A 12,513-nucleotide genomic window follows, 5' to 3' on the forward strand; every position below is an offset into this window, starting at 1 on the left:
GGATCGCGACGGTTTGTCCAGCCGATCAAGCACCCTTCAAAGTGCGAATCATGTTCACAAGCACTGGCGCGGCCGCTTGCGTCCCCTGTTCATCACCCCCTGCGAATTCGAGTTCCCCCTCCCATCCGTCGATACGGGCAGTCAGTTTGTAGGAGGGGCGCGAAGTGGCGGGATCCTTAAACGAGTCCAACGGCTCCACAACTTCAGAGACAGCCACACCGTCGACAGTCACGACCCGGGATGCGGGATAGTGGGTTTTAGAGTCTGTCGCACCCTCGAACAAAGAAATATATCCAAGATATTTTCCTTCGGGATTACGATAGTCGCAGCCATTTCCACCGTCGATCTTGTCGGTCATCGGCTTGGTAGCCCCCAGACCAACTTTAAGACTTGTCGCATTATATCGAGTGGAGAAGAACTGCTTAGGAAAGTCGCACAACTCCTGGAGCGTATGAACACTTAAATGCGCTGTTGGATCCTCGGGATGAGTGCGCGTCGACAACCCGCAGCCCGCGAGGAGTATCGCGAGAACAGGAATAGTGGCGAGCATTCGTCGATTCACGTCGCCTGCCATTCGGTTGAGTTCGGGTTATTGATGTTGAAGGCGTCGGATCTGCTATCCGGCCAGCGGTCGTCGTGGAAACCCTTGGCATTCTCCGTGGCCGAAACTATTGTGTTGATATTACGTTTTTCGGTAAGCAGAGCACTGGCGAGTTTTTTGCTGTAATCAACCGCGTTCTTGATAATCTTGGCTAGGAGATCGATAGCGTCTGAAATCCCAAATGGAGTTGCCACTCCGGTCGCAATCTTCCCCAAAGCAGCGGCGAAGTCAACCAGAAATCCCGCTATATCGTTGACGATGTCAGAATAGAAGTCCCAAGCGGAATTCGATACCGCGCCAAGACTGTCACTCAATTTGTCGCAGATTGATTTAGCCGTATCCATGGCGGTGTCCTGAAGGGTGCGTGCCGCCGTGTATTTGAGGGCTGCAGCCCCCGCCCAGTAGCCGGTCAAGCTCCCATTGACCACCTCATTGTTCTGGGCCTCGCCGATCTTTGATTTGAGCTTCAGCCAGTCCTCGCTGGTCTGCAAGAATGCGATGGGCGCCTTCAAGCCGTCTACGGCGTTCTGCAGCTTCTCCAGCAACTCTTGAATCTTCTTCTTTATCTCTTCTTTGTGATCCTGCAGGTAGCCGGTCATGTCGTCTTCGGTCATCGAGCCGTAAGCTGCGCCGACTGCCGCGCCGATGATGCCGAACACGGACCCGCCTTCAGCCGCCGACATCGCTATGGCCGCCTGGTTGAATTTCTTCTCTACCTCGTCGGGCTGAGTCCTGATCTGCTCAATCTGCTGCGAGAACTGACCGAGTACATCGTTGAGCTCGTCGAGAGTTTTCGTGGCGCCCATCAATATCCTTCGTCAAGTTTGATCACGGCATTGGCAAAGTTCTGATCTTGCTCTTGATAAACTTTGGCAACATGTTCGAGGACCGCTCCGATCGAATCCGTTTCAGTGGCCCCCTCGGTTAGTCGGTTGTACATGTATTGCGCGGCTGCCACCTGAGCATCCCATGCGTCCTGAAACACTGCCCAGACAACCTCTTTATTGCTGTTCTGGATGTTCTGCGCCTTTGTCGCGGCCTCGCCCAGGCTGTCGGACGCATGACCCCATGCCCGCGCAGCGGAAATCAATTCATTCAGATCTACCGAATAATTGGCCATTACGATTTCCTCATCAGGTAGTCTTTGTATTCCGCGAGTTCGTACTCGAGTTCTTCGTCGGATCGGGCCGCCCATGACCCGTCTTCACGAAAAGGCGGGCGCTGCTGGCGAACCTGGTTCGCGCAATCCACGATATCGTAGGCCAGATAAGAGGGGTCGACCGTTGCCGCCCATCGTGGATTGATATTGATATCACTGATCCGCGCGATACTCGCCGTGACAGTGACCGAGGGCGTGCCGAAATCGGTGATGGGTCCTCGACCGACGAATTCGTCACGCAGATGCAGTGCTCGTTCGACTGCCTCGAATTCGGCGAGCGACTGCGTATCGAGAAGCGTGATCAATTCGGCACGGCGGGACGGAGACGTGCTCAGCGCGGCCCAGTTCCCGGATTTGATGATCGGCGCGTCGTGACGCCACAGCGCGACGTAGTATCCGGTCATTGCCGCTGCCGAGAAATCTTGCGGATCCAAGCGATTATGGAGATTGCGGTTCACGTCGATATTTACCGGAAGGCGACCATCGTCGAGATTCATCTCGAATAGTCCCACCCCGATCAATCCAGTAGTCACTCGCTCATTCACTTTCTTTGTTTCTATGAAGCATCTTTGTGCACGGCGTAGCCGGTCGCGAATGAAGCACCATCGATTTATTACCGCCGACTACTCGACGGACTTCCGCGACGATATCTAGAGTGATACCCCCCTGTTTTGCTGATTCCCCTGCACAGTCGTTGCGCACCAAACACATTCGGCATTTGGCTACCCCGACTGTCGTCTGAGCAAACCCTACCGTCCGGTGCACACCCCGGCAAGCCAAAGCAAAGCGGGAAGTTCGAACACCGGACTTCCCGCTTTGCGTTCTATTACGGTGCGGTGCCGCCGATTTCAGTTATCGGCGGATCGGTCAGTAGTAGATGTGGAGATCCCAGCCGCGGTAGGTTTTCGACGCGCTGCCAGTAGTAGCCGCCGGGGGCGGCCACCGCTGAGTGCCCTCCCCCTGCCAGTTGCGGGCCGCGCGGCCGAAGTCGCTGCCGGACTGTGGAACGCGCGCCTCAGCGACGCCTTCCAGGCCGAGCTCACCGCGCTGGACGCCATCCGATGGTGCCGCGACCTCCCGTGCGACGAACTGTCCGGAATCATCGGCCCTGACACACCCGAAGAGGATGCCGCTAGCCTCAGCGACCTCGAGGAACTCGCCCGACATTGAATCGCCACGTGGGCGATCTGTCTGCTCAGCCGTCTTGACGACGACTGGATGGAAGTCCGGGACCCGACTCGACGAGGCCCATCGGCAAGGTTTGCGGCCGACGGATGCGGTGGAGCACCGGATCGGCGCGCCCGAAGATCCGGTCGGCGGTCACTGAGCACAACGAAAAGCGGGAAGTCCGGTGTGTTCGGACTTCCCGCTTTCGATTACGCTGCGGTGCCGCTGATTTCGGTTAGCGGCGGATCGGCTCAGTAGTAGATGTAGAGATCCCAGCCGCTGTAGGTTTCGACGCACTCGTAGTAGTAGCCGCCGGTGGTGGGTGAGGCGCCGTCCGCGGCACATGCGGCGGAGGTGGCATAGGTGCCGTAGTAGTAGCTGGGGGCTGCGGACGCGGTTGCTGCCGTCGACACCCCGGCGACGGCAGCGGTGGCGAGAAGACCGGCCGCGATGAAGGACTTGATTCGCATTTCACTGCTCCTGAAAGCGAGTTGATTGATTACCTCGCTTACGTTAAGGACGATTCGCGCCCTGAACAGCCAACCCTAGGGCTCGAAGGATCGCCCCCTTGGGCAATACCACCTTCCCCACCCCGCGTCCGTTCGACGGTGTGCCCGAAGGATTTTCGGCGAACCCATCATTCGGCGATCGGTATCGGAATGCCAGCCAGCCCGGGTGGCACGATCGACTCGCCACCGATTCCGCACGGCCTTCGACAGCCCAAACCCACCAGCACACGAACACTCAGCAGCGGCAAGGCAGATCCACGCGCCACCAGACAAGCAGCACGAATCAGCCGCAGTCGATCCTGCGCGCGCCCCTCGACAGCCGAAACAGCATTGGTACCGGTGTCGGCGTCGGCGATGGGGAAGACATTGAGGGCGTTGATCTCCTCGCGCCGCTGCTGCAGGCCTTCGAGGCGGATTCGGCCCCAGCGCAGTAGACCCGTGCCGTTCAGCTCATTCGGCCCGGCAACGGCAGGCAGTCCCGCGTCGGGGCCATCACCCATCATGTCCCCGTACTCCGGGCACCGCCACCTCTCTCCGCGATCGTTCACACCGCCATCCCACCCGGACCCAAGCGACTGCTGGAAGTACGGGCACCAGTCGTCTGGCGACGCGCCCGTCCGGATGGTAATTCGGCGTCTCCGCTGCGGAATTCAGCGATCCCGCAATCGCTCGGCCCGCGGAGTTCGAGAGTGGTGGGATATCGTCATGGGCCGCCGGGGAGTCGGCGACGGCCCGCAGTGACTTCGGCTGCCAAATCCTCGTAACCGATCGACAATTCGGCCAGCGACTCCCAAGCGTCGCCGAGGGCGTCGTCCGTGGCGCTTGCCAGGGCGGCGTATGCGGTGGCGGTGTATTGGGCGAGGCGGTCGAGTACCGCGCCCAGCGTTTCGGTGTGCACCGAGGCGCTGCCGTGCGCGGGCGGCAGGTGCGCATGCACCCAATGATTGATCTCGCGCACCAATTTCACTCTCCGGCAATCGATGTCATCGGTACGGCCGCCATCGGCGAGTCGACTCTCGTGCAGGCAAGTGAGTTCGTAGGCCGCGTATAGCAGCGGGTGCGCGGTGTGCTCGACGCCGCGGCACGCCCGCAGCACCGCACCCTTCGTCGGCAACGGTTCGATCAGCAAGGTCGCGTACACAGCTGGGCCGCGGCGGCGACCGCGATGTGGTCCATAAGATTTCCGATTCGTCCAAGGCCTGCTTCGAAGTCCCTCTCCGAGGCCATCCGGCGTCGAACCGAGTCGAAAGGCGGTTCCGGACAGTGCGCGGTACCACCATTCGACTCGACTCGATGGACGCCTGCCACTTCGAGACAAGACCTTTGCGTTTTCGGATGCGCCCGGCCGAAGCTCGGGATGCATCGCCATCCCCGTTGATCCATCGACTGCCTCGATTCGTCTCGGTGAATTCGAAAGCGCCCGGCCGAAACTGCGGATACGCGGCAATCCGTTGTGATCCAATAGGTTTCTCGAGTTTCCTACGGCTCTCCGACCGGGCGCGGCAACAGCACAGCACGCGACAGGCGGAGGAGTCAGCGTCTACATGGGGTCTGCATTCGAATCGCGCCGAAAGGCGAGGACAAGTTCCGTGTCCGCGGATCGGTACATCCGCGGACACTTCACACTCGTTTCCGAAAACTGAGGTAGGGGGCCATGACGGATTCAGGAAGTACGGTGCCACGACGACAACTGGGGCGCCATCTGCGTGACCTGCGCTTACAGGCCGGGATGACCATGCCCGAGGCGGCGCAGTTGATCGAACGCGGTAAGACGACCTTGCAGCGGTTGGAGACCGGGCAGGCGAATCGGATACGGCTGCTCGATATTCGAGAGCTGTGTGCGGTTTATGACGCAGAAGAGGTGGTGACGGCGGGGCTGCTGGGGTTGGCGCAGCAGGCGTCTGGGAAGTGTTGGTGGCATGAGTATGGGAGGTTGATCCCTGAAGACTTCGATGTGTACGTGGGGCTGGAGGCTTCGGCGCGGCGGTTGACTTCGTATGCGCCCGACGTCGTGTTGGGATTGCTGCAAGCGCCAGATTACTCGCGCGCAATGCTGCGACGCGGTTTCCCAAACGCTTCGACCGAAGAAATCGAGCAGCGCGTCGAACTGAAACAGCGCCGCCAGCGAATCCTCACTCGTAAACGCAAACCAACCGAGTTGAGAATCGTGCTGCTCGAGTGCGCACTCCGCCGCGTGGTCGGCAATCGTAAAGTCATGGCGGCGCAGATGCGGCACCTTGCCGACCTGTCAACGCTGCCAAACATCACACTCCAGGTTCTGCCGTTCTCAGCTGGCATCCCACTGGGCGACCCGGTCGGGCTGTTCACCATCATCGAGTTCGGGATGGACAAGACGAGGCAACCAACCGAGCCATCGGTTGTATATCTCGAAAACCTCACTGGCGATTTGTATCTGGAACAGCAGAACGACGTCGAGCGCTACCATGTGGCTCATGTAGCGATCCGGCGCGCAGCGCTGGATGAGACAGCGAGCCGGAGTTTTCTTCGGCAGCTAGCAAGGGAGTACGCCACGTGACCCACAAGCACGACGTCGACCTGTCAAAAGCGTGCTGGTTCAAGAGCACTCGCAGCTCGGCTGCCAAAGACTGTGTCGAGGTCGCATTCCTTTCCAGCGGCACTGTTGGCGTGCGCGATTCAAAGAATCCCGACGGCACTGCACTGGTGTTCAGCGGCGGCGAATGGGATGCCTTCACCACCGCCATCGCCGTTGGGAAGTTCAGCCAGTCCTGAGTGATTGATACGAAACCTCCCGCACGATGTGAGTGAGTGCGGGAGGCTTTCGGCGTCTGATCATTGCCTCGTCGCATTGCCGGTCTCCCACGCCAGACGGTAGGGTTGCGGGGCAATGGGGGATGCGCGGGGCCCCTCGGGACGGGTGGCAGCGAAGGGGTTCGCAGATGGTCGGTACAGCGAAGATGCCGCGCGCTGCGGCCCTGATCCTCGGCGCGGCGCTGGCGCTTGTTGGATGCAATGACAACTCAGGGGATAGCGCGCCGCCGCTGAGCAGCACGAAAGCATCGGCAAGCACGACAGCCGCTGCGACTACATCGAAAGACCCCGAAGCAGCTATCTGGAATCCCTGCGACATACCCGATTCCGCGATCTCCGCCCTCGGACTGAACGCCGCCAGCAAGGACACCAAAGTCGCCGGAGTCGACCCGACTGGCTGGAAGGTATGCAGCTGGCAATCGGTGCCGAAGACGTACACGCTCGGCGTCTTGTCGTCAGACCACACGCTGGAAGAGAGCCGGCAGCGTTCCGACTACACGGACTTCGAGTCAACGACCGTCGGTTCGCGTCAAGCGCTCCAGTATCGCAGCGTCGGAAGTTCGCACGACCTCGGTTGCTGGCTCAGTGTCGAGGTGCCCCACGGGATGGTCGATTTCAGTGTGCTGAACCGGTATGGCTCTGCCGGTGCCAGTGCCGGCGAACCCTGTGGCGAAGTGCGCCGTCTCGGCGAAGCCCTGGAGAAGTATCTGCCTGCGCGATGAGGAGGGGGAATGATCAACGGTGTTGATCCTGACCAATGGAAACGCTTGCTCGACAGGGCGAATGCCGGTGAGCTGTCTCTGGACCCAGAGGTCGGAAAGGGCTTGGACAAAGTCTGTGATGATCACCTCGACCGGCTGAACACAGCGCTCGACAACATTCGGTTCATCAGCCGTGTCACAGGGTTCGGAACCTTCAATTCAGGTCAGATTCTTGAGAAGAAATTCTCAGAAACCGCCAGCGGGACCGAACGGTCCCTGGATACCGTGATCAAGCAGCACATCGACTCAGTTGAAACCGTGAAACAGGTTGTGGCGCAGGCGATCGCTAACTTCGTCGCGCAAGACCAAGCCCGCGCCTCCCAGTTCGAGCAGGTGACTCCGGAATGACCTACGAGGACTACCAGCGCCGGGTCATCGAGACCCAAGAGCAATGGAACCGGGACCGCGACTGGATCTACAAAACCGAGTCGGGTTACAACGGTTTCGACGGCGAGACGCAACCGCCGCACATCACGACTCCGGACAGCTACGACCATCTCACCCTCGAGCAAATGCAGACCGCCGTCTCGGCGATGAAGCCGAAACTCGTCGATGACGCGGTCACCATGTGGGCGAATATCGGCGCGGACCTGACCGGCACCTTCGAGGTCTTCAAGCGCGAATTCGGTCGCACCATCACCGGTCAGAACGGCCACACCGGATGGACCGGTGCCGCAGCGCAGGCAGCCTCCACGGCAGTGAACAACTACTACGACAAGTCCGTTCCGCTCGCGCAGGCAGCCACGCTGACCAGCCTGAAGCTCGCGGAAATGAAGACCGGCTTGGAGCAGACCCAGGCGTTGATGCCGGGTCTGACCGAACGCCCGGATATCGCGGGAAAGACGCTGCCCAAAGATGGCGTCATGAAGACCGACGAATACACCAGCACCGAGGCCGAGCAGGAGGGGCGCAGAATCCTGCGCACGGTTTACGGTCAGGTCGCGGGGCAGACCGATGTCGGCCTCCCCTACATGCCCACCGCGCCGACGATCGTCGACGGCCCCGGCCCGGTCACGCCAGGCCGCGATGCCGGTGGTGCGCAAGGATCTTCGGGTCCCGACGACGGCTCCTCGGGTACCGGTGGCGACGGTTCGGACGGCTCGGGCAACCAGGGCCAGGATTCGGGCAAACCGACAGGCACCGAACAATCCACGACCCCGTCGACGACAGCACCGGATGCCACCACCCCCGCCAGCACCATCCCTCAAAGCACAACCGCGACAACGCCATCCGCTTCCACCACCACCGCGACCCCGAGCTCATCCACCCCGAGCACATCCACCCCGAGCCTCAACACACCCGGCATCGGAACCAGCACCGGCCGCCCGACCAGTACCGGCCTCCCCGGCACCACTCAGGGCAGCCCCGGCCGCACCGTCGCAGGCACACCCGCGACCATCACAACCACGGCCGCCGCGACCACCCGCCAGAGCACCGGAACAACGGGCCGCTCCGGCATGTCGGGCATGGGTGCGCCCGGGCAGAGCAAGGGCAACGACGACGACCGCAAGAAGGGCGTCCCCGACTACCTCATCACCGCCGAACACGGCGAAGAACTCACCGGCCTGAACTCCCACCCCAAAACCGTCCCCCCAGTAATCGGCGAACCCCCCACCAGTGACCCCGCCTACTAACCCTGCCCCACCAACAACGCACCCAATACCCCACCGCCGCGCACCAATTCGCACGCCACGCACGAATTCGCCAGGCAAAACATGCGCGCCACACAAACCGGTGCGCACCAGCAGCCCAACCCAGACAACACGCGCGCCGCACGCGTCCGTGCGCGGCAGCGGCCCATGCGCGGCAAACGGATCGATGCGCGCGATGAGCGTGAGCGAGGCTGAGCAGTGGAGGGGTGAGCGCAGAGAATGACAATTGATGAAGGCGGCGGAGTGGGTATGGGCAGCGGGACGGCGGGCGGGCGTGTGGATGGGACGGGTAGTCACAGGCTCACGGGTCTGGAGTTCGAAATCCTCTGGGCCGCATACGGTCGCGACCGCTTGCCCTATCCGCTGCACTATCGCACCGACATCGCCGACTTCGATGAGCTGAAGCGGCACCGCGAGGCCGCCGTCGATTCCCTGCTGGCCAAGTACGCGCCCGAGCTCGAACGTGCCGTCGAGGTTCTGCTCGAGCCGGATGTCCGTGTCGAGTCGAAGGGTTTCGGAGGTGTCGATGTTTTGCGTGCCTACCGGTTCCACGGCGCGGTCCGCGCTCAGGCCGGGGCAGCGCTGCAACAATTCCCCGGCTCGAGTCCGGACACCGGCGGCGATATTCTCGTAACCTATTGCGCCGCAGAGCGCGTCGCCCGACTCGCGGTGGCCGCGCTACCGGCGTGCGGACCCGGCGCCCACCCACCGCTGGAGATCCGCCGCGCGGAAATCGCCGCCGAGCGCGAGCGCCACATCCGCCGCGCCCACGACGTCGGCCCCATCGACCAACTGGACCGCATCTTCCAGCGCCCCCGCTCCGCCTTCGGCGAAATAACCATCTGCCCCGGCCCGGCCCTCGACGCCCGCCCCACCCCGTCCCGCGGTTTCTGGTGGATGGACTACCCCGACGGCCGCTACTACGTGAAAACCGGCGACCCCATCGTCGCCAAACCCATCGAACCTCATGCCATGGCCGCCGAAATCCACCGCCTCACCACCCTCACCCAGCGCTATCACCGCGAAGACCGCGAACACGACGAATACCTCCGCACCCGCCACTGAACATCCCCACAACCGGCACCCGCGGCCAGGTTCAGAATTTGATGCGTTCGAGCCAGGTCGCGAGCACGGACAGGTCTCCGGAGGTCTCGAGCCGTGGGCTGTCGGCTGGGATCCGGCGCAGCAACAGGAGATACAGATCCACGGCGGTGCCCTTCACCGTCAACGATGCCGGTGCCTCGCTGTCGCCGCTGGTGATCGTGTCGCCGGATCGGAGGATCGTCCAGGCGTCATCGGTATCGACGGCGCGCAATCGCAGGCTGGTGCCTTCGTCGAGCGGTGTTTCGAAGCGCGGGCCTCGCTCGACGATCTCGAGAAACTCCGACAGTCCATCGCCGCCGAGTTCGGGGGCGATGGCCACCTCGCGGTCCAGGGCGAGCAGGGCGTCGGCGCGGTGCGCGGTCGCCTCGTGCAGGCGTCGGCGCACCCACCATTCGGCCGGGCGCGGGGAGCCGAACGGCGTCCAGACCGGGACATCGGAACCGACTGTGTCGATGTTGTCGATCACCGCTCGGGCGCCGGCTCGCAGCCAGCGGTCTGCCTCGTCCAAGTCACGTGGCCGACGGATATCGGGAACCTGCTGGAATTCCAGGAATTCGGTGGCCCGGTCGGCAATCATCGCTGCGGCCCAACGGTTTCCACCGCCGACGTGCGCGATCAGGTTCGACAGGGTCCAGTCCGGGCAGGTCGGTATCGGCGTCTTCGGGTCGGCGGACCGGTAAAGGTCGGCGAGCAGATCGGTCTCAGTCAGCAATGCTTTGCGCAGCGCCGATGTGTCGAGCGAGGTCACGAATTCGACTCTAACTCAGCGCAACTCGATTCGATGGGCACGCTGAGGTTCGATGAGTTGGAATACGACATCATCACCTCGACGCAGGGGCGATTGGTGGTGAACAAACGATGTTGTGAGGTGGTTCGCCGAGGTGTTCGACGACATCGACGGGCGCACGAGGGCGTCGAGCGCGAGAGGGTATACCGAGCACCGCGACTCGACCATCGACCTACACCTAGGCGTCGCTGAATCGTCGGAGAGCACACAGATCGAGACGCGCGGCTCACGGCGGATGTCGGCGCGCCCGGAGGTAGGTGGAAACGACGATTCGCACTGCTGATCCGGTCCGCAGGTTACCGGCCGCGGGCTGCCATCGGCATGGACGGTGACGAGTGCCCCGTAGTGGCGGGAATCAGGAAGTAGGGCGGCGCGGTCGACGATAGTGGCGCTGGGCTGACGCGACATCAAAATGTCACCAGTCGACACTGCCTTCGGGACCAGCGAATGGGCCACATCGAGAGGAAATAGCTTTACGCTATGAAAGGCTCGCGTGCTCAGTTGAGTGCCCGGCCCTTCTCAGTCCAGTGAATCCGCGTGTCAATCGACCAGTCGAGGAGCAGGACGATGCCTGTTGTGAACATCTGGGGTTCGCTCAGTCCCGCGGCGCGCGCCGCGTACCCCACGCCGCAGGAGCCAGACGATGAGTGGCCCCTCCGCGGTGGAACCGCATGGGTCTACTACAGCCCGCTGAACCAGCGGCAACTCACCAAACCGGTCATCCTCGCCGACGGGTTCTCGCTGGGCGCGAGTGACCTCGGCGAGCTCTGGGCCGGTCTGGAGAATAACGGGCGATACCGCTTCATCAGCGAGTTGCACGCGATCGGCCGGGATGTGATCGTGCTGGGCTACGACAACCGGGCGGCGTCGATCCCGGACAACGCGAACACAGCCATCGAGTGCATCCAGACCGCCATTCGCAGGCGTGCCGGTAAAGCGAAACTGGCGGTGGGTGGTTTCAGTATGGGCGGGATGGTGACCCGCTACGCGTTGGCCAAGATGCAGCACGATCCGGACCTGCCCGACCCCGAGACCAGCATGTACCTGTCCTACGACACCCCGCATCGTGGTGCATGGCTGCCGATCTCGATGCAGGCTTTCGCGCATTTCCTCAAGGACAAGTGGGGTGCGACTTCGCCCATCTTCGGCCAGTTCTCCGACCTGATCAACAGCCCGGCCGCGCGGCAGATGTCTCGCTGGCACCTCAGCAAGATCGGCGACCAACCGGACCAGGCGTTGGAACGACGCACCTTCCTGCAGCAGTTGGATGCGGTGGGTGGATGGCCGCAGGGTATCCGCAAGATCGGTGTCGCCAACGGGGTCAGGACCGGTAACGGAAACGGGATCGGTCCCGCGCTGACGGCGGTGAGCGGTGGCGGCGACCTGCTGATCGACGCCACACTGCGCACCCAGGCACCGGGTCAGCAGGCCGTGGCCACCCTGCACGGGGCAGATCAGCCCCCGATCGAGATCCGCACCGACGGACTGCCCGATATCGATGGCGCTCCCGGCGGCCTGTTCCCCGAGAACCCGGTATTGCCGGGCAACCCAGCCAGTTTCGGGATGGCCGCCATACTTATGGGGTTGCTCGGATCCGAGGTCGAGTTGCAGTTCAACACCTCGTGTTTCATTCCCTCCATCAGCGCCGTCGCCGCAGGCGAGATCGACAACCGTGACGCGCTGTACAGCGAGATCCGCGACGGCGGTAGCGAACTCGACGCTTTCGCCTGCGCCAGCAGGAACGAGGGACATACCACTATGACCCAGGAACTGGGCACGTGGCTCGTGAACGAGATCGACGCTCATTCCTGAGGGCACGGTGAGCAGATCCACCCACCGCTGAACGTGGCAGCCGCACCGATACGCATCACGGTGCGGCTGCTCCGTCTCCACCATGGATCTTCATTCTCGAACGCCATGCCCCCAACTTCCTCGGCGCGGTACGGGTCGTTCCGGGCGAGGCCACCGGACTACCCCGCTGCC

General features: G+C 62.3%; 16 protein-coding genes. 7 read left to right on the top strand and 9 right to left on the bottom strand.

What is annotated here, in order from left to right; translation table 11 throughout:
• Positions 1-25: 25 nt before the first annotated feature.
• From ACIBI6_RS23485 to ACIBI6_RS23520, 8 genes are all read right to left on the bottom strand, one after another.
• Positions 26-574 (bottom strand): hypothetical protein, encoded by a 549-nt coding sequence (locus ACIBI6_RS23485; protein ID WP_396957758.1) that lies wholly within the window; start codon positions 572-574, stop codon positions 26-28.
• Complete coding sequence (locus ACIBI6_RS23490; RefSeq protein ID WP_396957760.1) at positions 559-1,407, bottom strand: hypothetical protein; 849 nt, start codon at positions 1,405-1,407, stop codon at positions 559-561. Before ACIBI6_RS23490 ends, ACIBI6_RS23485 begins: the two co-directional genes overlap by 16 nt.
• A complete protein-coding gene (locus ACIBI6_RS23495) occupies positions 1,407-1,721 on the bottom strand; it encodes a hypothetical protein (protein ID WP_364353978.1) in 315 nt (104 codons plus the stop codon). Before ACIBI6_RS23495 ends, ACIBI6_RS23490 begins: the two co-directional genes overlap by 1 nt.
• Positions 1,721-2,293, bottom strand: a complete 573-nt coding sequence (locus tag ACIBI6_RS23500) for a hypothetical protein (RefSeq protein ID WP_396957761.1) — start codon at positions 2,291-2,293, stop codon at positions 1,721-1,723. The genes ACIBI6_RS23495 and ACIBI6_RS23500 overlap by 1 nt, the downstream gene beginning before the upstream one ends.
• A 334-nt stretch (positions 2,294-2,627) precedes the next feature.
• Positions 2,628-2,927, bottom strand: coding sequence for a hypothetical protein (locus ACIBI6_RS23505; protein ID WP_396957762.1), 300 nt, complete (start codon positions 2,925-2,927; stop codon positions 2,628-2,630).
• A gap of 251 nt (positions 2,928-3,178) precedes the next feature.
• Positions 3,179-3,397 carry a hypothetical protein gene (locus tag ACIBI6_RS23510; RefSeq protein WP_396957763.1) on the bottom strand — a complete coding sequence of 73 codons (219 nt, stop codon included), beginning with the start codon at positions 3,395-3,397 and terminating at the stop codon, positions 3,179-3,181.
• 167 nt (positions 3,398-3,564) lie between these two features.
• The gene (locus tag ACIBI6_RS23515; RefSeq protein ID WP_396957764.1) at positions 3,565-3,984 is read right to left on the bottom strand and encodes a hypothetical protein; all 420 of its coding nucleotides are present in this window, start codon (positions 3,982-3,984) and stop codon (positions 3,565-3,567) included.
• Between the two features lie 155 nt (positions 3,985-4,139).
• Positions 4,140-4,577 (bottom strand): DUF4254 domain-containing protein, encoded by a 438-nt coding sequence (locus ACIBI6_RS23520; RefSeq protein ID WP_396957765.1) that lies wholly within the window; start codon positions 4,575-4,577, stop codon positions 4,140-4,142.
• A gap of 513 nt (positions 4,578-5,090) precedes the next feature.
• Here ACIBI6_RS23520 and ACIBI6_RS23525 point away from each other — a divergent pair.
• From ACIBI6_RS23525 to ACIBI6_RS23550, 6 genes are all read left to right on the top strand, one after another.
• The gene (locus ACIBI6_RS23525; RefSeq protein ID WP_396957766.1) at positions 5,091-5,972 is read left to right on the top strand and encodes a helix-turn-helix domain-containing protein; all 882 of its coding nucleotides are present in this window, start codon (positions 5,091-5,093) and stop codon (positions 5,970-5,972) included.
• Positions 5,969-6,187, top strand: coding sequence for a DUF397 domain-containing protein (locus ACIBI6_RS23530; protein WP_396957768.1), 219 nt, complete (start codon positions 5,969-5,971; stop codon positions 6,185-6,187). Before ACIBI6_RS23525 ends, ACIBI6_RS23530 begins: the two co-directional genes overlap by 4 nt.
• A gap of 167 nt (positions 6,188-6,354) precedes the next feature.
• Entirely contained in the window at positions 6,355-6,948 is a 594-nt protein-coding gene (locus tag ACIBI6_RS23535; RefSeq protein ID WP_396957770.1) for a DUF3558 domain-containing protein, read from the top strand.
• Positions 6,949-6,957: 9 nt separating this feature from the next.
• Positions 6,958-7,335, top strand: a complete 378-nt coding sequence (locus tag ACIBI6_RS23540) for a hypothetical protein (protein WP_396957771.1) — start codon at positions 6,958-6,960, stop codon at positions 7,333-7,335.
• Positions 7,332-8,621, top strand: coding sequence for a hypothetical protein (locus ACIBI6_RS23545; RefSeq protein ID WP_396957772.1), 1,290 nt, complete (start codon positions 7,332-7,334; stop codon positions 8,619-8,621). Before ACIBI6_RS23540 ends, ACIBI6_RS23545 begins: the two co-directional genes overlap by 4 nt.
• A gap of 237 nt (positions 8,622-8,858) precedes the next feature.
• Positions 8,859-9,704: an ESX secretion-associated protein EspG gene (locus ACIBI6_RS23550; protein WP_364354005.1), complete on the top strand. Its 846-nt coding sequence runs from the start codon at positions 8,859-8,861 to the stop codon at positions 9,702-9,704.
• 31 nt (positions 9,705-9,735) lie between these two features.
• Here the strand turns inward: ACIBI6_RS23550 and ACIBI6_RS23555 are convergent, their stop codons facing one another.
• Positions 9,736-10,491 (bottom strand): maleylpyruvate isomerase family mycothiol-dependent enzyme, encoded by a 756-nt coding sequence (locus tag ACIBI6_RS23555; protein ID WP_364354008.1) that lies wholly within the window; start codon positions 10,489-10,491, stop codon positions 9,736-9,738.
• Positions 10,492-11,097: 606 nt separating this feature from the next.
• Between ACIBI6_RS23555 and ACIBI6_RS23560 the strand changes: the two genes are divergently transcribed.
• On the top strand, positions 11,098-12,342 hold the full coding sequence (locus ACIBI6_RS23560) for a hypothetical protein (RefSeq protein WP_364354011.1): 1,245 nt from the start codon (positions 11,098-11,100) through the stop codon (positions 12,340-12,342).
• Positions 12,343-12,513 lie beyond the last annotated feature (171 nt).

It is taken from the genome of Nocardia sp. NPDC050412 (assembly GCF_044458825.1).
In the GTDB taxonomy this organism is placed as follows: domain Bacteria; phylum Actinomycetota; class Actinomycetes; order Mycobacteriales; family Mycobacteriaceae; genus Nocardia.

Coding starts and splice junctions, on each gene's coding strand:
- ACIBI6_RS23525 (WP_396957766.1), top strand. CDS start 5,091: ATGACGGATTCAGGAAGTACGGTGCCACGACGACAACTGGGGCGCCAT.
- ACIBI6_RS23540 (WP_396957771.1), top strand. CDS start 6,958: ATGATCAACGGTGTTGATCCTGACCAATGGAAACGCTTGCTCGACAGG.
- ACIBI6_RS23495 (WP_364353978.1), bottom strand. CDS start 1,721: ATGGCCAATTATTCGGTAGATCTGAATGAATTGATTTCCGCTGCGCGG.
- ACIBI6_RS23510 (WP_396957763.1), bottom strand. CDS start 3,397: ATGCGAATCAAGTCCTTCATCGCGGCCGGTCTTCTCGCCACCGCTGCC.
- ACIBI6_RS23505 (WP_396957762.1), bottom strand. CDS start 2,927: ATGTCGGGCGAGTTCCTCGAGGTCGCTGAGGCTAGCGGCATCCTCTTC.
- ACIBI6_RS23485 (WP_396957758.1), bottom strand. CDS start 574: ATGGCAGGCGACGTGAATCGACGAATGCTCGCCACTATTCCTGTTCTC.
- ACIBI6_RS23490 (WP_396957760.1), bottom strand. CDS start 1,407: ATGGGCGCCACGAAAACTCTCGACGAGCTCAACGATGTACTCGGTCAG.
- ACIBI6_RS23550 (WP_364354005.1), top strand. CDS start 8,859: ATGACAATTGATGAAGGCGGCGGAGTGGGTATGGGCAGCGGGACGGCG.
- ACIBI6_RS23545 (WP_396957772.1), top strand. CDS start 7,332: ATGACCTACGAGGACTACCAGCGCCGGGTCATCGAGACCCAAGAGCAA.
- ACIBI6_RS23560 (WP_364354011.1), top strand. CDS start 11,098: ATGCCTGTTGTGAACATCTGGGGTTCGCTCAGTCCCGCGGCGCGCGCC.
- ACIBI6_RS23535 (WP_396957770.1), top strand. CDS start 6,355: ATGGTCGGTACAGCGAAGATGCCGCGCGCTGCGGCCCTGATCCTCGGC.